The sequence below is a fragment of the Streptomyces sp. AN091965 genome, assembly GCF_022698285.1.
Lineage (GTDB): Bacteria > Actinomycetota > Actinomycetes > Streptomycetales > Streptomycetaceae > Streptomyces.
This window is the reverse complement of the sequence record NZ_JALDMY010000001.1, coordinates 8,038,327-8,065,321: the sequence shown is the minus strand read 5'-3', so window position 1 is coordinate 8,065,321 and position 26,995 is coordinate 8,038,327. Positions and strand designations below refer to the sequence as shown.

Annotated in this window: 25 protein-coding genes and 1 tRNA gene; 9 read left to right on the top strand and 17 right to left on the bottom strand. The window is 74.4% G+C overall.

The genetic code is table 11. The annotated features are described in order from the left end of the window. The first annotated feature begins 136 nt into the window (after positions 1-136). Entirely contained in the window at positions 137-1,279 is a 1,143-nt protein-coding gene (locus MQV74_RS34105; RefSeq protein ID WP_242726700.1) for an alpha/beta hydrolase family protein, read from the top strand. A 29-nt stretch (positions 1,280-1,308) separates the two neighbouring features. Here the strand turns inward: MQV74_RS34105 and MQV74_RS34100 are convergent, their stop codons facing one another. Both MQV74_RS34100 and MQV74_RS34095 read right to left on the bottom strand, forming a co-directional pair. Then, complete coding sequence (locus MQV74_RS34100) at positions 1,309-1,794, bottom strand: phospholipase (RefSeq protein ID WP_242726697.1); 486 nt, start codon at positions 1,792-1,794, stop codon at positions 1,309-1,311. 356 nt (positions 1,795-2,150) lie between these two features. Then, positions 2,151-2,690 (bottom strand): FABP family protein, encoded by a 540-nt coding sequence (locus MQV74_RS34095; protein WP_242726696.1) that lies wholly within the window; start codon positions 2,688-2,690, stop codon positions 2,151-2,153. Between the two features lie 496 nt (positions 2,691-3,186). Between MQV74_RS34095 and MQV74_RS34090 the strand changes: the two genes are divergently transcribed. The 3 genes from MQV74_RS34090 (at position 3,187) to MQV74_RS34080 (ending at position 7,405) form a co-directional block, all read left to right on the top strand. After that, a complete protein-coding gene (locus tag MQV74_RS34090) occupies positions 3,187-3,612 on the top strand; it encodes a nuclear transport factor 2 family protein (protein ID WP_242726693.1) in 426 nt (141 codons plus the stop codon). A gap of 71 nt (positions 3,613-3,683) precedes the next feature. Further along, positions 3,684-4,022 carry a nuclear transport factor 2 family protein gene (locus MQV74_RS34085; RefSeq protein ID WP_242726690.1) on the top strand — a complete coding sequence of 113 codons (339 nt, stop codon included), beginning with the start codon at positions 3,684-3,686 and terminating at the stop codon, positions 4,020-4,022. A 95-nt stretch (positions 4,023-4,117) separates the two neighbouring features. After that, positions 4,118-7,405, top strand: coding sequence for an AfsR/SARP family transcriptional regulator (locus MQV74_RS34080; protein WP_242726687.1), 3,288 nt, complete (start codon positions 4,118-4,120; stop codon positions 7,403-7,405). Between the two features lie 24 nt (positions 7,406-7,429). Here the strand turns inward: MQV74_RS34080 and MQV74_RS34075 are convergent, their stop codons facing one another. The 6 genes from MQV74_RS34075 to MQV74_RS34050 are packed head-to-tail and all read right to left on the bottom strand — an operon-like array spanning position 7,430 to position 11,741. Then, positions 7,430-7,747 carry an AzlD domain-containing protein gene (locus tag MQV74_RS34075; protein ID WP_138963000.1) on the bottom strand — a complete coding sequence of 106 codons (318 nt, stop codon included), beginning with the start codon at positions 7,745-7,747 and terminating at the stop codon, positions 7,430-7,432. Next, positions 7,744-8,472: an AzlC family ABC transporter permease gene (locus tag MQV74_RS34070; protein ID WP_242726685.1), complete on the bottom strand. Its 729-nt coding sequence runs from the start codon at positions 8,470-8,472 to the stop codon at positions 7,744-7,746. The genes MQV74_RS34075 and MQV74_RS34070 overlap by 4 nt, the downstream gene beginning before the upstream one ends. Further along, positions 8,469-9,398 carry a branched-chain amino acid transaminase gene (locus tag MQV74_RS34065; protein ID WP_242726683.1) on the bottom strand — a complete coding sequence of 310 codons (930 nt, stop codon included), beginning with the start codon at positions 9,396-9,398 and terminating at the stop codon, positions 8,469-8,471. Before MQV74_RS34065 ends, MQV74_RS34070 begins: the two co-directional genes overlap by 4 nt. Continuing rightward, the gene (locus MQV74_RS34060) at positions 9,395-9,829 is read right to left on the bottom strand and encodes a nuclear transport factor 2 family protein (RefSeq protein ID WP_242726681.1); all 435 of its coding nucleotides are present in this window, start codon (positions 9,827-9,829) and stop codon (positions 9,395-9,397) included. Before MQV74_RS34060 ends, MQV74_RS34065 begins: the two co-directional genes overlap by 4 nt. Positions 9,830-9,864: 35 nt before the next feature. Further along, on the bottom strand, positions 9,865-11,163 hold the full coding sequence (locus MQV74_RS34055) for a DUF6421 family protein (protein WP_242726679.1): 1,299 nt from the start codon (positions 11,161-11,163) through the stop codon (positions 9,865-9,867). Next, positions 11,160-11,741, bottom strand: a complete 582-nt coding sequence (locus MQV74_RS34050; RefSeq protein WP_242726677.1) for a bacilysin biosynthesis protein BacA — start codon at positions 11,739-11,741, stop codon at positions 11,160-11,162. The genes MQV74_RS34055 and MQV74_RS34050 overlap by 4 nt, the downstream gene beginning before the upstream one ends. A gap of 550 nt (positions 11,742-12,291) precedes the next feature. Between MQV74_RS34050 and MQV74_RS34045 the strand changes: the two genes are divergently transcribed. After that, positions 12,292-13,173, top strand: coding sequence for an alpha/beta fold hydrolase (locus MQV74_RS34045; protein WP_242726674.1), 882 nt, complete (start codon positions 12,292-12,294; stop codon positions 13,171-13,173). 64 nt (positions 13,174-13,237) lie between these two features. Here MQV74_RS34045 and MQV74_RS34040 read toward each other — a convergent pair whose 3' ends face one another. From MQV74_RS34040 to MQV74_RS34010, 7 genes are all read right to left on the bottom strand, one after another. Then, complete coding sequence (locus MQV74_RS34040) at positions 13,238-15,157, bottom strand: DUF2264 domain-containing protein (RefSeq protein ID WP_242726671.1); 1,920 nt, start codon at positions 15,155-15,157, stop codon at positions 13,238-13,240. Beyond that, positions 15,154-16,134, bottom strand: coding sequence for a hydroxyacid dehydrogenase (locus MQV74_RS34035; protein ID WP_242729291.1), 981 nt, complete (start codon positions 16,132-16,134; stop codon positions 15,154-15,156). The genes MQV74_RS34040 and MQV74_RS34035 overlap by 4 nt, the downstream gene beginning before the upstream one ends. 23 nt (positions 16,135-16,157) lie before the next feature. Continuing rightward, a complete protein-coding gene (locus tag MQV74_RS34030) occupies positions 16,158-17,021 on the bottom strand; it encodes a carbohydrate ABC transporter permease (RefSeq protein ID WP_242726669.1) in 864 nt (287 codons plus the stop codon). Further along, entirely contained in the window at positions 17,018-17,998 is a 981-nt protein-coding gene (locus MQV74_RS34025; RefSeq protein WP_242726667.1) for a carbohydrate ABC transporter permease, read from the bottom strand. The genes MQV74_RS34030 and MQV74_RS34025 overlap by 4 nt, the downstream gene beginning before the upstream one ends. Before the next feature lie 31 nt (positions 17,999-18,029). Next, complete coding sequence (locus MQV74_RS34020) at positions 18,030-19,367, bottom strand: ABC transporter substrate-binding protein (protein ID WP_242726664.1); 1,338 nt, start codon at positions 19,365-19,367, stop codon at positions 18,030-18,032. A 228-nt stretch (positions 19,368-19,595) separates the two neighbouring features. Then, complete coding sequence (locus MQV74_RS34015; RefSeq protein ID WP_242726662.1) at positions 19,596-20,690, bottom strand: substrate-binding domain-containing protein; 1,095 nt, start codon at positions 20,688-20,690, stop codon at positions 19,596-19,598. Between the two features lie 144 nt (positions 20,691-20,834). Next, positions 20,835-20,908, bottom strand: a tRNA-Pro gene (locus MQV74_RS34010). A 137-nt stretch (positions 20,909-21,045) separates the two neighbouring features. Between MQV74_RS34010 and MQV74_RS34005 the strand changes: the two genes are divergently transcribed. The 4 genes from MQV74_RS34005 (at position 21,046) to MQV74_RS33990 (ending at position 24,894) form a co-directional block, all read left to right on the top strand. Beyond that, a complete protein-coding gene (locus tag MQV74_RS34005; RefSeq protein ID WP_242726660.1) occupies positions 21,046-21,576 on the top strand; it encodes a DUF309 domain-containing protein in 531 nt (176 codons plus the stop codon). 12 nt (positions 21,577-21,588) lie between these two features. Next, positions 21,589-22,365 carry a precorrin-6A synthase (deacetylating) gene (gene cobF / locus MQV74_RS34000; protein WP_242726658.1) on the top strand — a complete coding sequence of 259 codons (777 nt, stop codon included), beginning with the start codon at positions 21,589-21,591 and terminating at the stop codon, positions 22,363-22,365. 65 nt (positions 22,366-22,430) lie between these two features. Next, positions 22,431-24,479: an MDR family MFS transporter gene (locus MQV74_RS33995; RefSeq protein WP_242726657.1), complete on the top strand. Its 2,049-nt coding sequence runs from the start codon at positions 22,431-22,433 to the stop codon at positions 24,477-24,479. A 217-nt stretch (positions 24,480-24,696) separates the two neighbouring features. Then, positions 24,697-24,894, top strand: a complete 198-nt coding sequence (locus MQV74_RS33990; protein WP_242726655.1) for a hypothetical protein — start codon at positions 24,697-24,699, stop codon at positions 24,892-24,894. Positions 24,895-24,915: 21 nt separating this feature from the next. Here MQV74_RS33990 and MQV74_RS33985 read toward each other — a convergent pair whose 3' ends face one another. Further along, positions 24,916-26,103: a thiolase family protein gene (locus MQV74_RS33985; protein WP_242726653.1), complete on the bottom strand. Its 1,188-nt coding sequence runs from the start codon at positions 26,101-26,103 to the stop codon at positions 24,916-24,918. A 170-nt stretch (positions 26,104-26,273) separates the two neighbouring features. Beyond that, positions 26,274-26,975 carry a class I SAM-dependent methyltransferase gene (locus MQV74_RS33980; protein WP_138962972.1) on the bottom strand — a complete coding sequence of 234 codons (702 nt, stop codon included), beginning with the start codon at positions 26,973-26,975 and terminating at the stop codon, positions 26,274-26,276. Positions 26,976-26,995: the final 20 nt, after the last annotated feature.

Below are 26,995 nucleotides of genomic sequence, written 5' to 3'. Positions count from 1 at the left end.
CTGTAGCCCCACGGGTGTACCCGGGTGCCGGAGATGTCAGCCAGGGGCCGATGGCCGCTCGCCCGGCCGTGCCTAGCGTGAGGGCAGCGCTTCACGACGCTCCCGTCGTGAAGGGACGCCGGTCGAAAGGTCCTCCATGAGACGCACGTTCCTCGCCGCCTGCGCGGCCCTCGCCGCCGCGCTCACCGTCTCCGTCCCCACGGCGGCGGCCCGCGCCGAAGCCCCGTCGCCACCGGCGCGCGCGGCCGCCCCTGAGCTGCCCGAGCCCACGGGGAAGCAGGCGGTCGGGATGGCCGTGGTGCACCTCAAGGACGCGGACCGGGCGGATCCGTGGGTGCCCGGGCAGCGGCGGGAGCTGATGGTCTCCGTCTGGTACCCGGCCGCGAAGCCCTCGGGCACGCGCGCCCCGTACATGACGGCCGACGAGTCGAGGACGTACCTCGAAGCCAACGCGGAGGGCCTTCCGCCGGAGGTGCCGAAGGACGTCCTGAGCACGGTGGTCACCCATGCCACCGTCCGGGCCGCGCCGGTGCGGGCGCGCGGCGGTCTGCCCCTGGTCGTGCTCTCGCCGGGCTTCGGCATGCCCCGGGCCACCCTGACGGGGCTCGCCGAGGAGCTGGCGAGCCGCGGCTACGCCGTCGCCGCGATCGGGCACAACTACGAGGCCGACGGCATCTCCTTCCCCGACGGGCCCCCGACGACCTGCGTGGCGTGCGCGCACCGGGACTACCCCAAGGTGGGCGCGGTGCGGGCCGCCGACGTCTCCTTCGTCCTCGACGAACTCACCGGCGAGCGCCCGGCCTGGCGCGGCGGCCCGCGCCTCGACCCCGGCCGCGTCGCCATGGCCGGACACTCGGCGGGCGGCTTCAGCACCGTTCCCGCCCTGCTGCGCGACGCCCGCGTGCGGGCCGCGGTCAACATGGACGGCAACTTCCACTTCCCCAACGACACGCCTCTCGACCGGCCGCTGCTGATGCTGGGCAAGCCGAGCCACGTCCCCGGCGGCCCGGACCGGACCTGGGACGAGACCTGGGCCGAACTCACCGGCTGGAAGCGCTGGTTGACCGTGGACGACACCGAGCACACCTCGTTCACCGACCTGGCGCCGCTGGGCAAGCGGCTCGGCCTGCCGCAGCAGCGCCTGGACGGCGACCGCGCCGACGCCCTCACGCGCGCGTACGTCACCGCGTTCGTCGACACCCACCTGCGGGGACGGAACGCACCCCTGCTCACGGGCCCCTCGGCCCGCTTCCCCGAGGTGCGGTTCCACCGGCCCTGAGGGGCGGGGCCCCGCCCCTCAGGGCCGGGTCAGGCCGCCGACTCGGTTCGCGTCGGCGCTACGCTCCCGAGCTTGTCGACGGCCTGGTAGTACGTCCAGGCCGTCGCGTCGCAGGCGGCCTTCTTCGCGCCGCTGTAGTTCGCGCAGACTCTCTTCAGATCGGCGTAGAAGGCGCTGTCGATCCGCGCCTTGTTGGCACTGAAGGTGCCCATCTCCTTGTAGTTGCGGTAGCCGAAGTCGTGCCGGGCGCAGGACGTCTGGAAGGGGAAGCCGAAGGGGTTGTCCGGGGACGAGGAGCAGTAGTCCGTGGACCAATTGAACTGGTACGCGCTCCACGCGCCCTGGTTGGCGCGGGCCGCGGCCCAGGCGTTGTAGCTGCCCGCGTCGGTCTGCGTCCAGCGGCTGAGCACCTGCGCCTTGTCCGCCGGGACGGCGGAGGCCGGGGCGGCCGCGAGGCCCGTCCCGAGCGTGAGGGCGGCGGCGCTCACGGCCAGGGTGGCAAGTCGACGACGCATGGGAGGTCCTCCTCTGTGCGGGCCCGTGGCGGGCCTCTTGTGGGGGGGGCGTGCCACGGCACCGTGCCCCGAGCGCCCGGTGCCGCCTGCTCATTGATGACCCCTGACCTGACGGCCAGGGGTCGTACGCACCGCGCGGGCCTTGCGACCTGATGGCCGAATGGCTGCGCCGGCATCTGAGCTATGCGACACGGGAGTTGGCTTGAAACCTCGAACCCGCCCGCGCGCGGCACGACCGCGCGCACGCCCCCACCACCGCGCCGAGCACGGCGTCTTGTCGGCCGGGACAGCCGCGCCACCGTCTCCCGGGCCGCCGTCGGGCGTCCGGTCCGCGGTGGCCGCGGCGTCCTGGGCGGCTAGCGGGCGCGGCGCAGCGTGGCCGAGAGGTGGTGCTGGAGCGGCCGGCCGACCGCCGCGAGGTCGTGGGTGAACGTGAGCGTGCCGTCGTCGGCCAGGGCGTAGCGGCGGCGGGTGGCGTCGACCCGTTTGGCGGTGGGCGTGAGGGCCACCTGATGGGTGGAGACGTCGACGGTGCGGTCGGCCGCGACGCCGGTCGCGATCTCCACGATGCCGGTGGGCTGGGAGATGACCGCCTCCACGTGACCGTCGGCCTGGAGCCGCCACCAGCCGCTCTCCCGGGCCGCCGGGCGCGAAGGCGCGCCGTCGGCGTCGAGGATCCAGGCCCGGGCCTCGTACCGCAGGAAGGGCCGCCCGTCGTGGCGGAAGGTGACTTCCTGCGCGTACGCGAAGTCCCCGTCGAGCGTGGGGTATCCGCCGTCGCCCAGGCCGTGCCAGGTGCCGAGCAGATCCGTCACGGGCGCGAGCAGCGGGTGCGGCGCGGGGGCGTCGTCCGGTCGGTGGGCGTCGGGGAACGGGAGTTCCGGTACGGGCTGCATGGCGGTGTGCGCTCCAAGGTGAGTACGAGGGCCGGTGCGAGAGCCGGTGCGAGGACCAGTGCTAGGGCCGGTGCGGGAGTCGGGACCACAGGCTAGGGCGTCGCCCCCGCGATCCCCGTCAGCCCGTCCGCCGGTGCGGCGGTTCGTCGGCCCGCCGCGCCGCCATCGCACCGCCGCGCCGTCATGCCGTCATGCCGCCACGCCGTCGGCCGGGCCTCCGGGAGCGGGGATCCGAGCCTCCCGCCCGGCGCGGCCCGGCGTCCGGCCCCCCGTCCGGCGCGGCACCCCCGTCCGGGGGTACCCCCCTGCCCCCCGGCCCCCTCCCTCACCTGCCGACACGCGGAGCCACCCACGGTGCACCGCCAACTCGTGGCGCGAAACCGGCGACTGCCTTACGCTCCCCGCCACAGGCGCACCACACTGGGACTCCACGACCAGCAGCGGGGCCGGCCGTGCGGCCGGTCCTGCCGTCAGCGACAGACGAGGAGTTGGTGAGATGTCCACGCACTCCCCCGAGACGTCCGCACAGGCCACCAGAGAAGTGATCGACGCCTATCTGGCCCGGCTCACGGACCGGGACCTGGACGGTGCGGTGCGGCTGTTCTCCGAGTCGGCGGAATTCCTCGCCCCCGGCTCCCCGGCGGTGCCGTGGTCGGGGCACCACACCGGGCACAAGGGCGTGACGCACTTCTTCACCACGCTCCACGAGTATCTGCAGCCGGAGGAGTTCACCGTCACGCACATCGTCGTCGACGGCGAGCACGGCGTGATCATCGGCCATCTGCGGGACACCGTCAAAGCCACCGGCAAGCCGCTGACCACGCCGTTCGCCGCGCACCTCACGGTCGTCGACGGCCGGGTCGCGCGCTACCACCTGTTCGAGGACACCCACGCCCTGCACCGGGCCGTCACCGACGGCTGACCGGCCGCCCCGCCCCACCACGGCCAGGACCCGGTCGGACACCACCAGGAACCACCAGGAGAGCACCGGAGATGACCTCCTCCAGCGCCAGGCCTTCCCACCCGGCGGTACGCGCCTTCGTCGACGCGGTCAACGCCCAGGACCAGCAAGCCCTCTGGACCGTCCTCGCCGAGGACGCCACCGTGATCGACGTCGGCACCGAGCGGGACCTCCACGCGTGGGTGGAGCGGGAGCTGTTCTCCTCGCACGCGCGGATGGAGGTCGTGCGCGAGTCGCCCGACGGCCTGTCCGTGAGCGCCCGCTTCCACAACGACATCTGGAACGACATCGACACCGCCTGGGAGTTCACGGTGTCGGACGGCGTGATCCGGCGCTTCGTCACCGGCCCCGACGAGTCCGGATCCGGTTGAGCCGGAACACGATCAGCGCCGCAGCGGCAACCGGACGGGGGCGGAAAAGCGACCACAAGAGCAGGGACCGCCAACCGGGAAGCAGAGGGAGTCGAGTGAGCCGCATCTCGGAGCCCCAGGAGGCGCAGGCGCCGAAGGAGTCGGTGCGCATCCGGCTCCTGGGCCCGGTGAGCGTGGAGGTCCAGGGCCGCCACGTGGGCCTCGGACCACAGCAGCGCGCACTCCTCGCGGCCCTGGCGCTCGCCCGCGGCCCGGTCAGCACCTCGCGCCTGGCCGAGCTGCTGTGGGAGGGCGAGATCCCGGACGGCGCGGTCAGTTCGCTGCGCACCCACGTCCTGCATCTGCGCCGCATCCTGGAGCCGGGCCGGCGGGCCACCTCCGGCTTCGAGGTGCTGGTCAGCGCGGGCGCCCGCAGCAACACCAGCTACACGCTCCAGGTGGCCGACGGACAGGTCGACGCGCTGCGCTTCGTCCACCTCACCGACCGGGCCCGCAAGGCCGCGGCCGACGGCGACGCCCCGGCCGTGGTCACCCTCCTCGACGAGGCCCTGGCCCTGTGGACGGGGCCCGCGCTCGAAGGGGTCAGCGACCGCAGCTTCGCCCTCGCCGAGACCGACCGCCTCGAAGAGCTGCGCCTGGTGGCCCGCGAGGACCGCGTCGACGCCCTCATCGAACTCGGCCGCTACGAGGCGTCGCTGGCGGAACTCACCACCCTCGTCCGGGCGTTCCCCCTGCGCGAGCGGCTGCGCCGCCAGCTGATGCTGGCGCTGTACCGCTCGGGCCGCCAGGCCGACGCCCTCGCCGCGTACCGGGAGTTCTACCAGCTCCTCGACGACGAGGTGGGGATCGAACCGGGCCGCCAGCTCAAGGAGCTGCACCAGCGCGTCCTCGTCGGCGACCCCGCCCTCGCCCCCGAGCGCTCCCCGGCCCCCGCGGCGCCGCCCGCCGGGCGTCCGGTCCCCCGCCAGCTCCCGCCCGACGTGGCCAGCTTCACCGGCCGCGCCGACCAGCTGCGGGAGCTCGACACCCTGCTCGCGCGCTACGACACGGGCCCGGGACAGACCCTGGTGATCTCCTCCGTCTCCGGCATGGCGGGCGTCGGCAAGACCGCCCTGGCCGTGCACTGGATGCACCGGGTGGCCGACCGCTTCCCCGACGGCCAGCTCTACGCGAACCTGCGCGGCCACGCCGCCGAACCCCCGACCACGGCCGACGAGGCCCTCGGCCAGCTCCTGCGCGCGCTCGGCGTCGGCACCGGGCACCTCCCGGAGAGCACCGACGAGAAGGCCGCCCTCTACCGCTCGCTCGTGGCGGGCAAGCGCGTCCTGATCCTGCTCGACGACGCGGCCGGGCTCGAACAGGTGCGGCCGCTGCTGCCCGGCTCGCCGACCTGCTTCGTCGTCGTCACCAGCCGCAACGACCTGCGGGGCCTGACCGCCTTCCACGACGCCCACCGGGTGAGCCTCGCGGTCTTCGCCGAGGACGAGGCGCTCGCGCTGCTCGGCCGCGTCATCGGCGCGGACCGGGTGCGGGGCGAGCCGGAGGCCGCCGCCGAGGCCGTCCGGCTCTGCGGTCTGCTGCCGCTCGCCGTGCGGATCGTCGCGGCCCACCTCATCGGCGACCGGCATCTGCCGATCGCGCGGATCGTCGGCCAGCTGCGCGCCGACCGCCTGGGCGAACTCGCCCTGGACCAGGAGCGGCAGACCGGAGTGCGCAGCGTCCTGGCGCTGTCCTACCGCTCCCTGCCCGCCCCGGAGCGCGAGGCCCTGCGGCTGCTCGCACTCGCCCCGGGCCCCGAGGTGTCCGTCCCCGCGGCGGCCGCCCTGACGGGCGCGGCGGTGCCCGCCACCACCCGCCTCCTCGACCAGCTCACCGCCCGCAGCCTGCTGGAGACGCACCGGCCCGGCCGGTTCCATCTGCACGCCCTCGTACGCCTGTTCGCCGGTGAGCGGGCCGCCGCCGAGGACGCCCCGGCCGTGCGCGACGAAGCCGTGGGCCGCCTGCTCACCTGGTACCTGGGCACCGCCGAGCAGGCCGCCTGCCGCCTGTACGGCACGTTCTACTCCTGGTACGCCGCCCGGCCGCCGGAGCCCGACGGCTCCCCCACCGCGCCCCTGGCCTTCCGGAACGACACCGCTGCCCTGGCCTGGCTCGACGACGAGCGGCCCGCGCTCCTTGCCTGCGCGCAGCACGCGGTGCGCCACGGGCCCCGCCCGTTCGCCTGGAAGTCCGCCCTGGCCGTCCACGGGCACCTGATGGAGCACGGCAGACGCACCGACTGGCTGCGGGCCGCGCACGCCGGCCTCAGGGCCGCCGAGGCCGAACACGACGACCACGCGCGGGCGGTGATGCACTGGAGCCTGTGCTACGTCCTGTGGGAGCTGGCCCGGCACGAGGAGGCGCTGGAGCACAGCGTCGCCGCCGACGAGCTGTTCGCGCGGGCCGGGCAGCCCGTGGAGCGGGCGGGCGCGGTCCTCGGGCTCGCCGCGTCCCACCGCGAGCGGGGCGCCCTGGAGGAGGCGGTCCGCGACGCCGAACGGGCCCTGGTCCTCTACCGCGAGGGCGCCCAGCCCGCCGGGGAGGCCTGGGCCCTGTTCCTGCTCGGCTGCGCCCGGCTCGACCAGGGCCGTCCGGACGCCGCGCGCGAGCACTTCGCGGAGGCCGGGGCCCGCGCCGAGGCCTCGGGGGACCAGCACACCGTCATGCTGTCGCTGTGGGGCCGCGCGAGCGTGCAGCACGCGCTCGGCGCCCTGGAGGAGGCGCAGCGCCTGCTCACCCGGGCGCTCGCGGTGGACGGCAGGCTGCTCGCCACGTACGCGGCGGAGGGCGCCCTCAACGCGCTCGCGGTGGTCTGCCGCGACCTCGGCGACCCGCGGCTCGCGCTCAAGTACGCCGTGGACGCGCTCGGCGTCACCCACCGCACCCGCCGCCGCCTGGTCGAGCCGGACGCCCTCAACACGATCGGCACGGTGCTGCTGCGCCTGGACGACGTGCCCGGCGCCCTCGACCACCACCGGCGAGCCCTGGACGCGGCCCGCACGGCGTGCTGCCGCAGGGCCGAGGCCGAGGCGTGCCTCGGCCTCGCCGCCGTGCACCGGCAGCTGGGCGAGAGCCGCGAGGCCCTGGCGTCCACCCGGCGGGCGTTGAGCATGGCCCGGCAGGCGGGGCTCGGGCTCGCCGAGGGCGCGGCCCTCACCGAGCTCGCACGTGTCCACCTGGCCCTCGGCCAGCACGTCAAGGCCGCCCGGGCCGCCGAACGCTCCGTGCGCCTGCACCGGGCCACCGGCCACAGGACCGGCCTCGACGAGGCCCTGGAGGTCGCCGCGGCCGTGGAGCGCGCCGGGGCCGCGGCCGCCGGGCTCCCGGAGGCCGACGCGGGCTGAGCGCGAACGCGGCGTCGCCGGGCGTCACCCGAGCGCGCGTACGCCCGCCGTGACCGCGGCGGCCACCAGGACGACGAGCGGTACGGGCGCCTTGAGCCGCCAGGCCACCAGGGCTCCGGCGAACCCGGCGACGCGGGCGTCGAAGGTCATGCCGTGCGCGCCCGCCGAGCCCACGAGCTGGGTGACGACGAGGACGGCGAGCAGCGCGGGCGTCAGGTACTCCACGAACCGCGGGAACCAGGCGGGCAGTTCGCGGTCGCCGAGGACCAGGGAACCGGCGCCCTTGATGAGGAACGTGGTCACCACCAGGGCGCCGACGACGATCCACGGGTCGTTGCTCACGGCTTCCTCCCGGCCCGCCAGGTCCACACGACGGCGATGAGGCAGGCCACGGCGATGGCGGAGTCGGGCACCGCGACGGCGGTGAGGACGGCGGCGGCCACCGCCGCCGTCGCGGCCGCCGACCGTTTGCGGGCGGTGCCCAGATGGGGGGCGAGCAGCAGGAAGAACAGCACCGGGGACACCGCGTCCAGGCCGTAGTTGAGGACGTCCACCGCCCGGAAGGGCCCGATGGCGCCCGCCAGGGTGCCCAGGACCCAGCCGAGCCAGAGCACCACGCCGGAGGAGAGCAGCCGCACCCGGTCGAACCGTCCGTCGGCGTCGCTGGCGATGGCCCAGGACTCCTCGATCACGAGCTGCGACTCGACGGCGCGGCGCGCCCGGCCGCCGCGCAGGGCGGGCAGGATCGCGAAGCCCATCACCAGGTACCGCAGGTTCAGGAGCGTCCCCGCGACGGCCGCGGCCGCCCAGCCGCCGCCGTTGACGATGACGGAGACCGCCGCGAACTGCGAGGAGCCCACGAAGACGAGGCCCGACATCGAGGTCGCCGCGAGCGCGGGGAAGCCCGCGCCCTTGGCGAGGACGCCGAAGGACACGCCGAAGGCGAAGATCGCCACGGTGAAGGGCACGGCGGCCCGCGCCCCCTCGGCCCAGGCGGCCCGCCGCCCGTCGGCCGTGCCGGGGTCGCGGGAGGGCCGGGGGGACCCGGTGGATCCGGAACCGGTCATCCGGTGTCGCTCGACGCGGCCGCCGGGGCCGGGCGCGCCGCCCGGTCGCCCGCCCCGGCCCGTACGGCGCGCGCGTACGCCTCGGTGAGGGCCGCGCCGACCTCGCCGAGCGGGAAGGTCCTGTCGTCGACGCCGGTCACCGGCTGGACCTCGTACGCCGTGCCGGTCAGGAACACCTCGTCGGCGCGGTCGAGTGCGGCCGGGGCGAGGTGGCGCTCGACGACCGGGAGGCCGAGGCCGCGGGCGAGGCCGATGACCGTGCGGCGTGTGATCCCGTCCAGGACGCACTCGGGCGGCGGGGTGTGCAGCTCCCCGCCGCGCACCAGGAAGAGGTTGGCGCCGGTGGCCTCGGCGAGGCGGCCCCGGTGGTCGAGGAGCAGCGCGTCGTCGAAGCCCGCCGCCTCCGCCTCCTGCCCGGCGAGGGCGCCGACGGCGTACAGGGCGGCCGCCTTGGCACGGATCGGGGCGGTGTCGGGTGCGGGGCGCCGCCAGCGGGAGGTGGCGAGGCGGATGCCGCGCGGCCCTTCGGTGAAGATCCGCGGCCAGGGCCAGGCGGCGACGGCGAGGTGGACGCGGCTGTCCGGGGCCACCAGGCGCAGGGAGTCGGCGCCCCGCCAGGCGACGGGGCGCACATAGCCGTCGGTGAGGTCCGCCGCGGCGACGACCTCGCGCGTGACGGCGTCGATCTCGTCGGCCGTCCAGGGCAGTTCGTAGCCCAGGTGCCGGGCGGAGGCGACGAGCCGGGCGCTGTGGTCGTGGAGCGCGAAGACCCGGCCGTCGTAGACCCGTTCGCCCTCGAAGACGCTGCCGCCGTAGTGCAGGCCGTGGCTGAGGACGTGGAGGCGGGCCGCGCGCCAGGGCACGAAGGTGCCGTCGAACCAGACGACGCCGTCCCGGTCGTCGAGCGGCGGGGCGGCGCCGGTCACGTGGCGAACCCGCGGTCGGCGTAGGGGAACCCTTCCAGCTCGTTCGCGGCGCGGGTGTCGTCGCGCGCGGAGGCGTAGTAGATGCGGACCTCGTCGATCAGGCCGGAGTCGTCGAAGCGGTAGACCTCCGCGCCGCGCAGGACCTTGCCGAGCCGCGGTTTGAAGGCGGTCCACTCGCAGACGGCCGTGCGGGTGTGCTCGTCGGCGTAGACGGCGTCGACGGCCCAGTGCGAGTCGTTGGCCCGTACGTCGGCGCCCCAGCGCTCCACGATCGGGTCGATGCCGTGCACGGGCCCCGCCATGCCGTGGGCCAGGTAGTGCACGACGTCCTCGGTCAGACACGCGGCGAACAGGTCGCGGTCGACCTTGTTGCACGCCTCGAAGTACTGCCGCACCGCGGCCTCCATCGCGGCCCGGTCCAGATCGCCCATGGGGGTACGCCCTTTCGTGGCTCGGCTCGTGTCGGTCACAGCGCGGCCGGTGCGAAGCGCAGGGGCGGCACCGCGGCGAGCCGCTCCCGCGCCCGCAGGAGCGCCCGCTGGTCGTCGGTGAAGGCGTACCGGTCGCCCTCGGCGCCCTCGCGCAGCCGGGTCCGTACGAGCGCCTTGGCGGCCGCGCGGTACTCCGCGGGAGTGCTGACGGCCGCTTCCATACCCTCGATGGCGTCGACCAACTCCCGCAGGCCCGCGATCACCCGGTCCTGGTCCAGGTGGAGGAGTCCCGCCCGGCCGGGGGCGAGGGCGCGGCGCTCGCGCAGCCAGGAGTAGAGGAACACGCCGGTGCCCGCGTCGAAGTTGCGCACGGCGTGGGCGTCCAGCGGGTACCGGAACATCCGCTCCAGGAGGATCATGGCGATCTGCTCGTCGGCGTACGGCACCGCGGGGTCGGCGTGGCAGGCGAGCGCGGTCCTGGCGTCGACCTTCAGCTCCTCCAGGAGGCCGACGAACCAGTTCATCTTGAGTTTGATGTGCTGGTCGAGCGGCCACCGCCCCTGGTGGTGGAAGTAGTCGTGCAGATATCCCCACACGGCGCGGGCCTGGTAGCAGTCGTCGGGGTCCATTCCGGTGGAGGCGCGGGGCACGGATCCGGGGGTGAGGACGGCGCGTGCGGACGGCACGGCGTACGTCTCGTGAATCCTGCGGAACTTGCTGAAGAAGAAGATCGCGTAGGCCTGTTCGACGACCTTGTCGTGGGCCGCGACGTTCTCCGGGAAGAAGACGATGCAGTTGCCGTCGGCCACACCTTCGCTGCCCGCGAGGAGCACGGTGGCCTGGCAGTTGTTCTTCGGGTGCGGATAGTGCCCGGCGAGGGCGGGCAGCGCGTCGGGCTCTTTGCGGCGGACGAGGAAGAACTCCAGGCGCTTGCCGACGGGCGGGACGCTGTTGGTCGTCTGAACGGGCGCCAGGAACGCCGCCCAGTCCCCGTCGGCCGGGGCGGTGAGCGCGTCGCGGCTGCGGGCGAAGTGCGGCGGCGTGTCGAGCCCGGCGGCCAGCCAGTCCTCGACGTCGGCGGCCAGCGCGTCGGCCTGCGCGGTCCTGCCGTGCCCGGCGAAGAAGCGGGTGGCCTCGTCCTTGACGGCGAGCAGGGCGCGGCGGTCCGTGTCGTCCGGGGCGGGCACGGTGCCGTCGTCGCGCTGACGGCGCCGGAAGGCGTTGACGCGCGGCAGGAGGCCGCTGCCGAGCCGCGCGGCCTCCCCCAGGAGGTCGTCGTGGAGGTGGTGGGTGCCGTCGGCCGGGCCGAGCACCCCGTTCGCCACGCCGCTCACCGGACGGACTCCCGCACCTGGTGGACGGTGTAGACCATGGGGACCTCGCCGAAGCTGCGGACGACCCGCAGGCCGTGGGCCCGCGCCGCGACGACGGTGGTGACGCACCCCTCGGCCTTGCCGTCGGCGCAGTCGATGGCCGCCTGGGCGTTGCTGGTCACCAGCTGCCGCTCGCTGACGGGCGCGACAAGCCCGGCCGGGGCGGGGTGGGTGGCCACGGTGCGCGGCTCGCCGTGCGTGCCGGGCGCGGCCGCGAGCACCATCTCGTACGTGGGCCACAGGAAGCAGTCGACCATCCGGCAGGTGTGGAGGTTGCCGAAGACGAGCGTGTGCAGCTCGGGGTAGACGGCGCAGGCCACCAGGGCGTGGGCGCCGGTCCTCGGCACGCTCGCCATGGCGTCCTCCAGGGAGGGGTGCAGGACGACCTGCCCCTCGTCCTCAAGTCCGCGGCGCTGGAACCAGAGATGGGCCGCCGACTCCAGATTGGTGCCGGTCGGGCCGAGCGTGTGCAGATAGCGGATGGCACCGATCGACTCCGCCGCGAGCGTGTCGACGCATGTTTGTTCCCCCGTCGTCATTCCACTCTCCTGAGTTTCCTGAATGTCCCCCGCGCAGATCCCGTGCACGTCCCCTGCACGTCCCCTACGTATCTCGTGACGTAACTCGTGCATATCTCGTGCGACCGGAGCGCATACCGGCCGTGCATATATCGATGGCGCAGGCATTCTCCGGGTGTTTCCCCGGATACCGACCGGCGCGGCACGCGGTGTGCGTACCGCGCCTACTGGCCCGCGTCGGCGATCCTAAGCAGCCCCGGCCCGGCGCGGCCAGCGCGCTGGTGACGCACCGATGGGATTTCCACACCCTGGCCATTTCGGCCCGCCCGGCTGTCCCGAAATCCCGCGACAAACGCCGCTGTTGGGGGTGACGCATGCCGTGCTTTCATCCACACACCGGGGTTCCGGCGCACGCATCGCGTCACGCCGGAGCGGCCGGGAGGGTCCGGTCACCGCCCGGTCCCCCGCCCGCCCCGGCATGTTCACGCTCCGTCCGCGATGAGATTCGGCGGGCCCGGCCGTCTTATGGGTAAGAGCGGCCGAGCCGGCCGAAGAGACCCGAGGAGACACCATGACCACGAAGCCCGAGAGCCACACTCTGGCGGCGCCCGGCGCGACCCTCGCGTACGACGTCCGGGGCGAGCTGGGGCACGCGGACGCGGACCACCCCGTCCTGCTCCTGATCGGTTCGCCGATGGACGCCGTCGGGTTCACGACGCTCGCCTCGCACCTGACCGACCGGGTCGTCGTCACCTACGACCCGCGCGGGACCGGGCGCAGCGTCCGGAGCGACGACAAGGGGGCGCTGACCCCGGACCAGCACGCCGAGGACCTGCGGCAGCTGATCGAGGCGCTCGGCGTCGGGGCGGTGGACGTGTTCGCCAGCAGCGGCGGCGCGGTGAACGGCCTCGCCCTTGTGGCCCGCCACCCCGGCCTGGTGCGCACGCTCGTGGCGCACGAGCCGCCGGCCGTGCGGACCGTGCCGGACCACGAGCAGGCGTGGGCCGCCGTCCAGGGCATCCACCGGACGTACCAGAGCCAGGGCATGGGGCCCGCCATGGCCAAGTTCATCGCCCTGACGATGCAGAAGGGTCCGCTGCCGGACGGCTACGCCGACGCGCCGGGGCCCGACCCGGCCGGCTTCGGCCTCCCGGCCGAGGACGACGGCTCCCGCGACGACGCCCTCCTGGGCCAGAACCTCCTCGGCTGCTGCGGCTACCGGCCCGACTTCGCCGCCCTCGCCGCCGCGCCGACGCGGATCGTCATCGCGGTCGGCAAGGAGTCGGAGGGCGAACTGGCCTCCCGCGCGGGCCTCGCGATCGCCGAGCGCCTCGGCACCTCCCCCGAGGTCTTCCCCAGCCACCACGGGGGCTTCCTGGGCGGCGAGTACGGCCAGCACGGCGAGCCCGAGCCCTTCGCCACGAAGCTCCGCGAGGTCCTCGAAACCACCTGACCCCCGCCCGGAGGCCGCCCACCCGGCCCGTCCGGCGCCTGAGGACGAGCGCGCAGCGCGACGATCAAGCCCGTCCGGCGTGTGAGGACGAGGCCGAAGGCCGATCGACCGCCGCCCCACCGTGGTGCACCCGCGGCGGATCGAAGCCGACCTGGGTCCACTCCCCCTCCGCCCACCCCACGCGCACCTCACTCCCGGAAAGGACGACCTCACCCACGGCGGAAGCGAGCGGCAGCGGCTCCGTGCCCAGCGAGGCCAGGGCCACGAACACCCGGGTGCCCTCGGCGGCAGCAGTGAGCCGGGGCATCCGCGCCCACGGCTCGTAGGCGGTACCCGCGGGGGCCCGGACCTCGTCCGCCCCGTCCCAGCCGTACAGCCCGACGAGCCCCGAGCGCACCGCCCCCGTGGCCCAGCCGGTGAGCGTCACCCGCGCCCCGGGCGGTGCCCCCACCACCCGGTGCACCCGCAGCTCGTACCGCCCGCGCGCCACGGTCACGCTCTCGACGCGCAGTCCGGGCACCATCGGCGGCCCGGATCCGAACACCGGCCGGTGCCAGGAGGCGGCCCAGCCCCATCCGTCGCCGTGGCCCGCGCCGAGGGGACGGATGCGGCGCCGCACGCTGGCGACGCCGTCGACCACCACCGCCAGGTGGTTGTCGGCGGCGTCGGCGGGCGCGGTGGGGCCGGTGTGCGTGGAGTAGGCGAGCCGCCCGTAGTGCGGGTCGTCCTCGGCGGCGGCCTCGCCCTCGTGCGGCCGGACGTGGTCGCTGCCGTGGTTGTGGAGGCGCACGATCCCGTCCGCGCGGGTCGACTGCACGAGGAGGCCCGGCGCGGGCAGCGCGAGCACCCGGTCCGCGGCCTCGCTCGGCGCGGGCTCCTCGGGCGCCGTCCACAGCGGGGCGTCGGCGGGGGCGAGCAGCGCCACGAAGGCCTTCGTGGCCCAGTACGGGGACGCCGGGCCCGAGTAGGGCTGGAGCGTGGCCGGGTGCGGGCCGTGCCAGCCGAGGCTCAGCAGCCCGTCGGCGGTGAGCGCGCCGCGGTCGAGGAAGTGGCGCAGGGCCCCGCTGGCGATGCGGCGCGAGGTGCCCGGCGTGAGTGGGGTGTGGCCGGTGACCGCGCCGACGCCGACGGCCGCCGCGGCCGCGAAGCGGTAGGTGAGGGAGCGCCCGAAGTGGACGGGCGCGCCGTCCCCGCCGAAGAGGAGCGCGTAGCCCTCCAGGTGCGTGCGCAGCCGCGGCCCGAGCCGGTCGGCGAGGTCCGTGTCGCCCGTCAGGTGCGCGTGCAGCAGCGGATACAGGTGCAGGGCCCAGCCGTTGTAGTGGTCGAAGGCCCGCCCGTCGCCGTCGGCGTACCAGCCGTCGCCCCGGTACCACGTCTCCAGGAGCCCGAGCGCGCGCTCCATGGCGCGGGCGGTCGCCGCGTCGCCCCGGCCGACGGACTCCAGGAAGGACGCCACCATGAAGGGGAACAGATACCAGTTGTTGGGGGCGGGCACATGGGTGAGCGCGTCGCGCAGCCAGCGCTCCGCGCGGTCCTGTACGTCGCCGTCGAGGCGGTCCCACAGCCACGGCCGGGTCAGCGCGAGGCCGAGCGCGACGGACGCCGACTCGACCATCGGCTGGCCCCGCACGTGGTGGTCGAGGATCAGCGGCCACGACTCGGCGTCGTCCCCGCCGGGCGCGCGGGTGCCCGCGGCGAGGCCCTCCGCGTACCGCTCCAGCCAGCCGTGCGGGTCCGCGCCGCCCGCGCCCGCGACCCGGAAGCCCGCCGCGAGGAACGTACGGGCGTAGCCCTCGAGGCCGTCCGAGCGGACGCCGGAGGCGGACGGGCGGCCCGGCAGGCCGAGCAGGGCGCCTCGCGGGGTGGCCCAGCGCCACGCGGCGGTGAGCAGCCCGTCGGCGACGGCTTCCCAGTGCGCGCGGGTGTACCCGGTGTGCGGGCTTGACCCCCGGTCCTCCGCGGGCAGGTCGAAGGGGATGCTCATGCCAGATACGCCAGCCTTTCGCGTCGTACGGGATGGGCGAGGCCCTCGCCCGCGGCCCAGCGGGCCACCTCGCCGACGGCCGTGTCGGCGAGGCGCTGCCACTCGCTGCCCTGGGACCCCGCGAGGTGCGGGGTGATCAGGGCGTTCGGGCAGTCCCACAACGGGTGGACGGCGGGCAGGACTTCGGGGTCCGTCACGTCGAGCACCGCCCGGATCCGGCCCGCCCGCACCACGTCGGTGAGCGCGTCCTGGTCGACGACGGCGCCGCGCGAGGTGTTGATCAGGGTGGCGCCCGGCCGCATCGAGACGAGCAGCTCCCGGTCGACCAGGCCGCGGGTCGCGGGGAGCAGCGGCGTGTGCACGCTCACCAGGTCACCGCGCGCGAAGAGGGCGGGCAGGGTCACCCGCTCCGCGCCGAGCTCGGCGGCCTGCGCGGCGGTGACGTACGGGTCGTGAAGGAGCACCTCGAAGTCGAAGGGCCGCAGCAGTTCGATGACCCGGCGGCCGATCAGGGAGGCGGAGAGGATGCCCACGGTGCGGCGGTAGTTGCCGACGTGGTGGGGGGTGAGCAGCCAGTCGCCGCGCTCGCGGGCGCGGCGGTAGTCGCGGGCCCGCTCCAGGACGTGCTTGCCGTGCAGCAGGATCATCGCGAGGGTGTACTCGGCGACCGGCAGCGCGTTGGCGGCGGCCGCCGACGACACCGCGAGGCCCCCTTCCCAGCAGGCGTCGGTGACGTGCCCGCGCACCGAACCCGCGGCGTGCACCACCGCCTTGAGGCGCGGCGCCGCCGCGAGCACGTCGGCGTCGAGCGGCGGGCAGCCCCAGCCCGTCACGAGGACCTCGACGTCGGCGAGCACGGCCCGGGCGCGCTCGGTCGTCAGGTCGTCGAGCGCGGGCGGCGGCGCCAGGTCGCACACCTCGGCGAGCGCGGCGAGCGAGCGCGGGGCGAAGACGGCCGCCGCGGCCCGCGACGACATGGCGAGCGCGGTGCGGGGCCCGGTCACTTGACCGCCCCCGCCGTGAGCCCCGAGCGCCAGAACCGCTGGAGGAGGGCGAAGGCGAGGATGAGCGGGACGACCGCGAGCAGCGAGCCGGTGATCACCACCGGGTAGTACTCGGGCGAGACGGTCGCCTGGCTGTTCCACTGGTAGAGGCCGAGGCTCACCGGGTACAGGTCCTGGTCGGACAGCATCACCATGGGCAGGAAGAAGTTGTTCCAGATCGCGGTGAGCTGGAAGAGGAACACCGTGATCAGTCCGGGGCCGAGCATCCGCAAGGAGACCCGGACGTAGGTCGTCAGCTCGCCCGCGCCGTCGACGCGCGCCGCCTCCAGGACCTCGTCGGGCACATAGCCCTGGCTGAAGATCCGCCCCAGGTACACGCCGAACGGGTTGAAGAGGACCGGGACGAAGACCGCCCAGAAGGTGTTCACCAGTCCGGCCTCGGAGGCCAGCAGGTACAGCGGCAGGGCGAGGACCGTCTGCGGCACCATGACCGCCGCGAGCACCAGGCCGAACAGCTTCTCCTTGTGCCGGAAGCGGTACTTGTCGAAGGCGTATCCGCAGGCCACGCTGATCAGCGAGCCGAGGGCCGCGCCCAGGACGGCGTAGAGCAGGCTGTTGCCGTACCAGCGCCCGTACAGGCCGCCGTCCATCGCGAACACGTCCTGGACGTTCTGGGCCGGCGAGAAGTCGCCGAAGGACAGCAGGCTGCTGCTGAACAGGGCGTCGCGGGTCTTCGTCGCGGCGAGCACCAGCCACAGGACGGGCAGCAGCGTGTAGAGGACGAAGAGCGCGACGACCGCATTGACCGTCGCACGGCCGAGCAGGCGCGGGCGCAGCGGGGCGGAGTGCGACGCGCTCATCGGGCGGCCCCCTCGGTCCGGTCGGCGCGGCTCGTCCAGCGGGTGACGCCGTAGGACACGGCGACGGTGAGGGCGAGCAGGATCACCGAGGCGGCGGCCGCGAGGGAGTAGTTGTTGCGGGTGAAGGCGGCGTCGTAGATGTACATGCTGGGCGAGAAGCGGGAGTCGATCATCTGCGAGGACTGGCTGAGCAGCATCGGCTCGGTGAACAGCTGGAGCGCCCAGATCAGGGTGAACATCGCGACCACCACGATCGAGGAGCGCACGAGCGGCGTCTTCACCTGGAGCGCGGTGCGCACGGGCCCCGCCCCGTCCACGACCGCCGCCTCGACGACCTCGCGCGGGACCGCCTGCAGGGCGGCGTAGAAGACGACCGTGTTGTAGCCGAGGTTGCTCCACAGGGCGATGTTCACGATCGACGGCAGCGTGGTGTGCAGCCCGAGGAAGTCCACCGTGATGTCGGCCTTGTTGAGGGCGTCGATGACCGGGCTGATGCCGGGCGTGTACAGGTAGAGCCAGATCAGGGCGGCGATGATGCCGGGCACCGCGTGCGGCAGGAACAGACCGAGCTGGGCCCACGCGCGCAGCCGTACGACGCCGGAGTCGAGGAGCAGCGCGAGGGCGAGCGAGCCGAGCACCATCAGCGGGATGTAAAGCAGGCAGTACAGCGCGACCGTGCCGAGCCCGGACAGGAACGTCGGGTCGCTGAGCACGGCGGCGTAGGAGCGCGCGCCCACGAAGACCGTGCGCTCGGGGCCGAAGCCGAGGCCCGGCTGGTCGTCGCTGAAGAAGCTCAGCCACACCGCGGTCCCGACGGGGACGAGGAAGACGGCGGTGAGCAGGAGGAAGAAGGGGGCCATCAGGACGCCCGCCGCGGTGCGTGCGCGGCGCGCGGCCACGCGCCTCGCCTTCTGCCCGGGCCGTTCGGCGGCCCGCCGCGGGGCGGTCGCGGCGGGGGCGTGGGCTGTCGCGGTCATGGGTGTCACCTGCCTTTCGGGGTGCGGGCGTTCACGTGGAGCGCTGGGTGGTGGCCAGACCGAGCGCCTTGAGGTCGGGCATCGTGCCGTCCTGTGCGGCGCGCACGGACGACAGGACGGTGCCGGAGCCGCCTCCGGCGCGGGCGAAGGCGTCCTGCATGACCTTGCTGGTGGCGGTCATCCGGGGGCCCCACACCCAGCCGTCGCGGATCTTGCGGGCCTCCTCGTCGAAGAGCGCGTAGACGTCCTGTCCGCCGTAGTAGCCGCGGTCGAAGGCCGCGCGGCCGACCGCCACCAGGTCGGTCGCGGCCGGGTACTGGCTGCTCGCGCCGCTGGAGAGCCGGGCCTTGAGGGCGTCGGGGTGGGAGACCTGCCATTCGATGAACTCCATGGCGGCCTCGGGATGCCTGCTGTCCTTCGTCACGGCGAACGTGGAGCCGCCGTGCGTGCCGATGGCGGGCCGGCCGGGGTCCCACTGGGGCAGCGGCGCGATGCGCCACAGGCCCTTCTGCGCCGGGCGCGCGTTCATCTGCGCGCCCGCCTCCCAGGCGCCGCTGAACCGGGTCAGGACCAGGCCGCCCGCGATCTGGGCGTCGAAGAGGCGGCTCTCGACGGCGTTGACGTGGACGAGGTCCTCGTCGATCAGACGCTGCCAGTACGCCGCGACGCGCCGGGTCGGGGCGTCCGCGAGGGACACGTTCCAGGCGCCCTTGGAGGTGTCGAACCACTGGGCGCCCGCCTGCCAGGCCCAGGCCGCGAAGTGCATCGCGCCGTCCGTGGCGAAGACCGCCGCCCTGCGGCCCTCGCCGCGGCCCGGCACCTTCCGGGCGAGTTCGGTGAACTCCTCCCAGGTGGCGGGCACGTCGAAGCCGTACTTCTCGAAGAGGTCCTGGCGGTAGTGCAGCACCATCGGCTCGACGTCGAGCGGCACGCTGTACGTGCGCTCCTCGAACGTGGTCAGGGCGAGCGCCTGGGGCAGCAGTCCGGCCCGCAGCCCGGCGCCGAGCAGCGGCGTGATGTCGCGGGCGACTCCGTCTATCGCGAATCCCGGCACCTGGGGGTACTCGATCGTGGCGACGTCGGGGGCGTTGCCTGCGCGGGCCGCGTTGCTCAGCTTCGCGTAGCCGCCGTGGTTGCCGGACGGCACCTGCTCGAAGTCGACCTGGATGTGGTCGTGCGTCCGGTTGAACGCGTCCACGACCTCCTGGCTGCCGCGCAGCGCGGACCAGAAGGTGAGGGTGGTGACGCCCTTGGCGCCTTTGGCGCGCGGCTCGGCCCCGCCGCAGCCGCCGAGGGCACCGGTGAGCGGCAGCGCGGTGGCCGCGGCGAGTACTCCCCGACGGCTGGGGCGGCTGTGTCGACCAGGCATGGGCGCCTCCCGGGGCTCCTGCGTGTCCGAGTCACGGGAATACTGATCGGCTGAGCGAATCTGGTCAATAGATCGCTCAGAAGAAGATGAACCGATCAAACGCTCATCGTGATGGCGCAGTTGAAGCCGGGTGTCCGGCAGCGCCCCGAAGGAGCGCGGGGAACTGCGCGACCAGCCCCTGTCGTCCCGCAGACGGAGGACGCTTCGGCGCGGCAGCCTCCACCCGGCTCAAGCCCCGCGCAGCGGTCGGGTCGAGCCACGGACCTTCAGCTCGGGCAGCAGCTCAAGGCGCCGCACAGGCTCAGCGCCCAGCGCGAGGCGGCGCAGCAGCAGCTCGGCCGCCGCCCGGCCGATGTCCGCCTTGGGCGGGGACACGGCCGTGAGGGGGGTGCTGCCGAGCGCCGCGACCACGTCGTCGTACGCGATCACGGAGCAGTCCTCGGGCACCCGCACCCCGTTGTCGCGCAGCGCCTGCACCAGCATCAGCGCGTCCACGTCGCCGTGCAGGACGGCGGCGGTCGCGCCCGTCGCGCCGAGCAGCGCCGGCAGGTCGACCGGCTGCTCGGCGGTCGGCGCCGCCGGGTCGGGGACCGCTCCGGGAGAGCTGAGGGCGAGCGCCCACTCGTCCACGCCCGGGTGGTCCGCCGCGATCTCGGTGAACGCCGCGCGCAGGGCGCGGGCCGTCGGGCTGTCGTCGCGCGCGGCGAGCACGATGCGCCGGTGCCCGAGCCCCGTGAGGTGCTCGACGGCGAGGTGGACGCCGTACCAGTGGTCTGTGCACACCGCGTCGACGGCGTGCAGCGCGCTGCCGCGACGGGGCCTGCGCTCCATCACGACCAGCGGTACGGGAACGCGCGAGAGCCAGGCGTCATCGGCCTCCTCGGTGGCCCGGTCGCGCCAGCGCGGCGCGATGAGCAGGCCTCGCGCGCCGTCCGCCAACGCCCGCTCCACCAGGGGCCGTTCGGCGCCGGGCGCGGCCGGGGCGATGTGCAGCGCAATGCGGACGCCCGCCTCCTCGAAGGCGGCACGGGCGCCGTGCAGCGTCTCGTACAGATACGAGTGGCGCTCGGGCACGACGACGGCGACCGGGCCGCCGTCGGCCGCGGGCCCGGAGGGCGCCGGCCGCTCGGCCTCGTCCGTGACCGGCCGGGCCACCCCGTGGCCGCGGCGCAGCTTGCCCTCGCGGGCGAGTTCCTCCACGTCGCGCCTGAGGGTCACGACCGACACCGCGAGCTCCGCCGCGAGGTCGCTGACCCGGGTCGCGCCGCGCGACCGCACCGCGGCGAGGATCCGCTGCCGCCTGAGGTCCACCGGTTCGCGCATGCTGCTGCCCCCTCGCCACGGCCGTTCGTTTGAGCGCTTTCCCTGAGCGCTTCGCACGGCGGCAGCATAACCAGCGCGCGCGAACGACCGAGGGGCCGTTCCAGATCTCTCTGAAACGGCCCCTCGACTCGCGACTTCGCAAAGTCGGGACGACAGGATTTGAACCTGCGACCCCTTGACCCCCAGTCAAGTGCGCTACCAAGCTGCGCCACGTCCCGGTGCGTTCCTCGCGGTGTGTGTTCCGCGTGATCACGCAGGTAGAACTCTACCCCACGTACGGGGGTGGTCCCGGCCGTTCCCGTCGCAGGTCACCGCCCGGCGGCGGGGTGCGGGCCCGGGGCGGGAGAATCGCCGTATGACGAGCGCACTTGGACCAGGCGGCCGGGACCGGGACGCGGAGGGCCGGGCGCGCAGCGCGCGGCCGCGGGACGGGCTCGGGCGGCCGCTGCCGTACGGGGCCGAGGGCGTGGCGCGCCAGCCGGAGGGCGTGACCCGCACGCCCGCCCGGACCCTCGCGGAGGCGCAGGCGCTGCTCGACGCCGGGCGCCCCTTCCACGCGCACGAGGTCTTCGAGGACGCCTGGAAGTCGGGGCCCGAGCGGGAGCGCGGCCTGTGGCAGGGGCTCGCGCAGCTCGCCGTCGGCCTGACCCACGCGGCGCGCGGCAACGCGCGGGGCGGGGCGCGGCTGCTGCGCAGGGGCGCGGGCGCCGTCGCGGAGTGGAGCGCGGCCGGGCCGGGGCGCGAGCGCCCTTACGGGATCGGCGTGGCGGAACTGGTGGAGTGGGCGCGGGGGTTGGCCGCGCGGGTCGAGGGGGGCGAGGTGCCCGTCGACGCGGCGGCGGCCGCGCCGACGCTGGCCCCCCGCACGGCGCGCGGGGACGGGTGACAGACTCCTGACGTGCGAAGGATTCATGTCATCGGGATCGGCGCGGGCGACCCGGACCAGCTCACCCTGCAGGCCGTCAAGGCGATGAAGGACACCGAGGTGTTCTTCGTCCTCGACAAGGGCGAGGTCAAGGAGGACCTCGTCGCGCTGCGCCGGGGGATGCTCGACGCGCACCGCCCGGACGGGGCGTACCGCGTCGTCGAGGCCCGTGACCCGCGGCGCGCGCAGGAGGCGGACCGTGTCGCCTACGCCGGCGCGGTCGACGACTGGCGCGGCCGCCGCGCCGACATCTATGAGCGTCTGATCGCCGAGGAGCTGGGCGCGGAGGGCACCGGCGCGTTCCTGGTGTGGGGCGACCCCGCCCTGTACGACAGCACGATCGCGATCCTGGAGGAGGTCATCGGGCGCGGTGCCGTCGCCTTCTCCTACGACGTGGTGCCCGGGGTCAGCAGCGTGTCGGCGCTCGCCGCCCGGCACCGGGTGGGTCTGAACCGCGTGGGGCGCCCCTTCCAGGTCACCACGGGCCGCCGCCTGAGCGACGAGGGCTTCCCCGAGGGCGTGGACGACGTGGTGGTGATGCTGGACGCCCGGCAGGCCTTCCAGCGCTGCGCCGACCGGGACGACCTCGACATCTACTGGGGCGCCTACCTCGGCACTCCCGACGAGATCCTCGTCTCCGGGGCGCTGCCCGAAGCCGCCGGGCGCATCGCGCGGCTGCGGGCCGAGGCCCGCGCGCGCAAGGGCTGGATCATGGACACCTATCTGCTGCGGCGGCGCCCGCGGGACTGAGCGGTCCTTCACCGGACCGGACGGCCCGGCATGCACACGCCCGGTACCGGTGTGAGGGTGTGCCTGTGACCGTCACCGAGCACGCCGAGGCCGCGCGGGCACCGGAGCAGGGCCCGCCGGTCCTGGACCGGCGCCGCCGCAATGTCGTCTTCGTCACGATCATGCTGGGCGTCCTGCTCGCCGCCCTCGACCAGACGATCGTCGGCACGGCCCTGCCGACGATCGTGTCGGACCTGGGCGGCGCCGCGCACATGTCGTGGGTGGTGACGTCGTACCTGCTCGCGGAGACCGTCGCGACGGTCCTCGTCGGCAAGTTCGGTGACCTGTTCGGCCGCAAGGTCGTCTTCCAGGTGTCGGCGGTCGTCTTCATCACCGGCTCGTTCCTGTGCGGCCTCGCCACGAACATGTCGCTGCTCATCGCCTGGCGGGCGATGCAGGGCATCGGCGCGGGCGGTCTGATGGTCACGTCGATGGCGCTGATCGCCGATGTGATCCCGCTGCGGGAGCGCGGCAAGTACCAGGGCGCGATCGGTGCCGTCTTCGGCGTGTCCACGGTCATCGGCCCGCTGCTCGGCGGCCTGTTCACCGACCATCTGAGCTGGCGCTGGGCGTTCTACGTCAACGTGCCCATCGCGGTCCTGGTCGTCGTGGCCGCCGCCCGCACCATCCCGTCGGTGAGGTCGGCGGCGCGGCCCGTCATCGACTACCTGGGCATCGCGCTCGTCGCGATCGGCTCCAGCGCGCTGATCCTCGCGACCAGCTGGGGCGGCAACGAGTACGCGTGGGGCTCGGGCGTCATCATCGGTCTGTTCGCGGGCGGGCTCGCCGCGCTCGCGGGCTTCTGCTGGGCGGAGACGCGCGCGGCCGAGCCGATGCTGCCGATGCGCTTGTTCGCGAACCCCGTGTTCACGGTCTGCTCGGTGCTCAGCTTCATCGTGGGCTTCGCGATGCTCGGCGCGATGACGTTCCTGCCGACGTACCTCCAGTACGTCGACGGGGACTCGGCCACGATCTCCGGCGTGCGGACCCTGCCGATGGTCGTCGGCCTCCTCATCGCCTCGATCTTCAGCGGCAACGTGGTCAGCAGGACCGGCACGTACCGGATCTTCCCGATCGTGGGCGCCCTGGTGATGGCGCTCGGTCTGTTCCTGATGTCCCTGATGGGCAGTGCGACCAGCGCGTGGCTGGAGTCGCTGTACATGTTCGTGCTCGGCGTCGGCATCGGCCTGTGCATGCAGGTCCTCACGATCGCCGTGCAGAACACCGTCGCCTACGCGGACCTGGGCACCGCGACGTCCGGCGTCACGTTCTTCCGCACGCTCGGCAGCTCCTTCGGCACGGCCGTGTTCGGCACCATCTACGCCAACACGCTGGCCCCGAACCTCCGGGACGGGGTCGCGGAGGCGGCGCGGACCGGGGCCGCGCCGCAGGAGGCGATCGCGAAGGCCTCGCAGAGCCCGGAGGGGCTGCACGAGCTGCCGGGCGCGGCGGCGGCACCGCTCGTCGAGGCGTACGCGGACACGCTCCAGACCGTGTTCCTGTGGACGGTTCCGGTCGCCGCCGTCGGGTTCGTCGTGGCGCTCTTCCTCAAACAGGTGGAGCTGCGCGACAGCGCGCGGATGAGCTCCAACGACATGGGCGAGGGGTTCGCCTCGCCGTCGTCCACGGGCGACTCGGCCCGGCTCCTGGAGCTGGCCGTCGGGAACATCCTGCGCCGCAAGGGCGTCGGCACCGCGCGCACCGTCATCGGCCGGTCCGACACGCGCCTGGACCCGGCGGGCGCCTGGGCGGTGATGCAGGTGGCGCTCTTCACCCGCCTGGTGGGACACGCGAACCTGAACCTCATCGCGGCCCGGCGGCGGCTGCCGCCCGAGGTCCTGGTGCCGGTCTTCGACCGCATGGTCGAGGAGGGCTACCTCAGCCGCAGCGGCACCCTGTTCCAGCACACTCCCGCGGGCGAGCGGGAGGCCGGGGTCATCGGCGAGGAGTGGACACGCTGGCTCGCCGAGGAGCTGGCGAAGGACGGCCGGGTCAGCGAGGACGACGCCGCGCTGATGACGGCGGTCGACACGATCGCGAAGCGACTGCTCGCGGAGGACCTCAGCACCCCGTAGGGGCCAGGGGCAAGCGCCCCGCGGGGGCGCGGGGCTGTGTCCATGTGCGGCTCCGCCGCGTGGGCGCGACCAGCCACGACGGGGCCGCGGACGACCGAAGACCCCTTCCCCCGCGGCGCCCACGCCAAACGTTTCCGCGCGCGGCATCCGCCGTATCCGTGGTATCAGGACGGCCTGATTGACCCCGCCGTGGCCACGGCGCGGGGCGGAGCGTTGGATGGGCATGGAGACCGACGGCGCAATCCACCAGGTACACGCCCGGCTCGTCGGGGCGTACTGGCTCGACTCCCCCTACCTCCAGCATCCGCGGTGCTGTTGTTGCGCCCCGGCCCGCCCCGCACGGCCGTGGGGCGTGACGGCGGTGGGACTCGCCTGTCTGGCGCTGGCGCTCACCGTGGCCGTCACGCTCATGTAGCGGCGCGGACGCGGTCCGGGGTCAGTCGCGCTCGACGAGCACGGCGCTGCCCTGCCCCACGCCGACGCACATCGTGGCGAGGCCGCGGGTGGCGCCGGTGCGGCCCATGCGGTGCAGGAGCGTGGTGAGGATCCGGGCGCCGGAGCAGCCCAGGGGGTGGCCCAGGGCGATGGCGCCGCCGTCCGGGTTGACCAGGTCCGGGTCGATGCCGAGCGTGTCCACGGAGGCGATCGCCTGGGCCGCGAAGGCCTCGTTGACCTCGGCCTCCTGCACGTCCGCGACGGACCAGCCGAGCCGCGCCAGGGCCTTGCGCGTCGCGGGCACGGGGCCGATGCCCATCACGTCCGGGTGGACGCCCGCGCTGGCCCCGGCCGCGTACCGGCCGAGCGAGGTGAGGCCGAGGTCGCGCAGCGCCTCCTCGCTGACGAGCAGCAGGCCCGCGGCGCCGTCGTTCATCGGCGACGCGTTGCCCGCGGTGACGCTGCCGCCGTCGCGGAACACCGGGCGCAGCTTGCTGAGCTTCTCGTACGAGGTGTCCTCGCGGATGCCCTCGTCGGCGTCGACGACCGTGCCCTCCGGGGTGCTGACGGGCAGCAGCTCGGCGTCGAAGTGGCCGTCCTTGCGGGCGGCCGCGGCGCGCTGGTGGCTGCGCAGCGCGAAGGCGTCCTGGCGTTCGCGGGAGACGCCGTGGCGCTCGGCCACCTCCTCCGCGGTCTCCCCCATGGACAGCAGGCCGTGCAGCTCCCGCATGCGCGGGTTGACCAGGCGCCAGCCGAGGCGGGTGTCGACGGCCTCCATGCGGTGCGGCAGCGCCTCGTCGGGGCGCGGGAGGACGAACGGGGCGCGGCTCATGGACTCCGAGCCGCCCGCGACGACGATGTCCGCCTCACCGGCGGCGATGGCGCGGGCCGCCGTGGTGACGGCTTCGAGGCCCGAGGCGCACAGCCGGTTCACGGTGGCTCCGGGCACGGACTCCGGCAGGCCCGCGAGCAGCGCGGCCATGCGGGCCACGTTGCGGTTGTCCTCGCCCGCCTGGTTGGCGGCGCCCCAGTAGACGTCGTCGACGCGGGCCGGGTCGAGGTCCGGCACGCCGTCGAGCAGGCCGCGCACGACGGTGGCGGCGAGGTCGTCGGGGCGGACGGAGGACAGGGCCCCGCGGAGCCTCCCGATGGGGGTGCGGCGGGCGGCGGCGAAGTGAACGGTGCGCACGGCGACTCCGGAGCGTGTACGGCCGACAAGCGGTTAATTAGCGCTGCTAGTTTCGGAGTGTACGTGGCCCCCGGGTCCGGGGGAAGCACGGACGGACGGCCGTCCCGGCACGGCCGCTCCCCCGGGGCCCCGCGCGGGCGGCCCCGGGAAGCCGTCGCGGCGCACCGGCGTCAGGCGGGCGTCCAGGCGCGGAAGATGCCGACGCACCCCCGTACGGTCAGGTCGAAGCGGTCGAAGTGCTCGTCGAGCTGCGCGCGCAGGTCGTCGAGGTGGTCGTCCTCGTTGTGGAAGGCGCCCCGCTTGTTCAGCGTCCGCAGGGCCCGGCGGGCGGAGCGGGTCACCGGGACGCCGCCGGTGAGGACCGTGGTGCCGAAGACGACACCACCGGGCCGGACGACGGCCCCGGCGTGCGCGAGGGCGATCCCCTTCTCGCGCAGGCTCCCCGGCACGCAGTGCAGCAGATAGCTCATGCCGACCGAGTCGTGCGACCGCTCCGGCACCGGCAGGGGCTCCAGGACGTTGGCGCGGACCGTGGAGACCTCGTAGCGCCGCAGCCGGTTGGCGGTGTGCGCGAGGGAGTTGGGGTTGAGGTCGACCAGGGTGATCCGGGGGTCGGGCACGGGGAACCGGGCGTGGTGCAGCAGATAGCCGCTGCCCACGCCGATGTCCATGTGGCGCGCGCCGACCTCGGTGTCGTAGAGCTTCCGGGAGACGGCGGGCGGGCACCGCCACAGGAGGGGGGCGGTGCCCCGGTAGACCGTGAGGTCGTAGAGGTTGAGGAACGGCTTCGAGTACCCCGACTGTCCGTCGATGACGGCCTGGTCGAGGTCGTCGATGGGCTTGCTGCCGCCGGTGCCGTGGGACGTCATCATGCTCCTAGGGTGGTCGGGTG

Bases quoted from the DNA above. Each gene is read 5' to 3' on its own strand.
- MQV74_RS34015 (WP_242726662.1), bottom strand. From the start codon at position 20,690: ATGCGCGAACCGGTGGACCTCAGGCGGCAGCGGATCCTCGCCGCGGTG.
- MQV74_RS34105 (WP_242726700.1), top strand. From the start codon at position 137: ATGAGACGCACGTTCCTCGCCGCCTGCGCGGCCCTCGCCGCCGCGCTC.
- MQV74_RS34040 (WP_242726671.1), bottom strand. From the start codon at position 15,157: ATGAGCATCCCCTTCGACCTGCCCGCGGAGGACCGGGGGTCAAGCCCG.
- MQV74_RS34095 (WP_242726696.1), bottom strand. From the start codon at position 2,690: ATGCAGCCCGTACCGGAACTCCCGTTCCCCGACGCCCACCGACCGGAC.
- MQV74_RS34090 (WP_242726693.1), top strand. From the start codon at position 3,187: ATGTCCACGCACTCCCCCGAGACGTCCGCACAGGCCACCAGAGAAGTG.
- MQV74_RS34035 (WP_242729291.1), bottom strand. From the start codon at position 16,134: ATGTCGTCGCGGGCCGCGGCGGCCGTCTTCGCCCCGCGCTCGCTCGCC.
- MQV74_RS33990 (WP_242726655.1), top strand. From the start codon at position 24,697: ATGGGCATGGAGACCGACGGCGCAATCCACCAGGTACACGCCCGGCTC.
- MQV74_RS34045 (WP_242726674.1), top strand. From the start codon at position 12,292: ATGACCACGAAGCCCGAGAGCCACACTCTGGCGGCGCCCGGCGCGACC.
- MQV74_RS34050 (WP_242726677.1), bottom strand. From the start codon at position 11,741: ATGACGACGGGGGAACAAACATGCGTCGACACGCTCGCGGCGGAGTCG.
- MQV74_RS34100 (WP_242726697.1), bottom strand. From the start codon at position 1,794: ATGCGTCGTCGACTTGCCACCCTGGCCGTGAGCGCCGCCGCCCTCACG.
- MQV74_RS33980 (WP_138962972.1), bottom strand. From the start codon at position 26,975: ATGATGACGTCCCACGGCACCGGCGGCAGCAAGCCCATCGACGACCTC.
- MQV74_RS34030 (WP_242726669.1), bottom strand. From the start codon at position 17,021: ATGAGCGCGTCGCACTCCGCCCCGCTGCGCCCGCGCCTGCTCGGCCGT.
- MQV74_RS34025 (WP_242726667.1), bottom strand. From the start codon at position 17,998: ATGACCGCGACAGCCCACGCCCCCGCCGCGACCGCCCCGCGGCGGGCC.
- MQV74_RS34060 (WP_242726681.1), bottom strand. From the start codon at position 9,829: ATGGGCGATCTGGACCGGGCCGCGATGGAGGCCGCGGTGCGGCAGTAC.
- MQV74_RS34020 (WP_242726664.1), bottom strand. From the start codon at position 19,367: ATGCCTGGTCGACACAGCCGCCCCAGCCGTCGGGGAGTACTCGCCGCG.
- MQV74_RS34005 (WP_242726660.1), top strand. From the start codon at position 21,046: ATGACGAGCGCACTTGGACCAGGCGGCCGGGACCGGGACGCGGAGGGC.
- MQV74_RS34070 (WP_242726685.1), bottom strand. From the start codon at position 8,472: ATGACCGGTTCCGGATCCACCGGGTCCCCCCGGCCCTCCCGCGACCCC.
- MQV74_RS34085 (WP_242726690.1), top strand. From the start codon at position 3,684: ATGACCTCCTCCAGCGCCAGGCCTTCCCACCCGGCGGTACGCGCCTTC.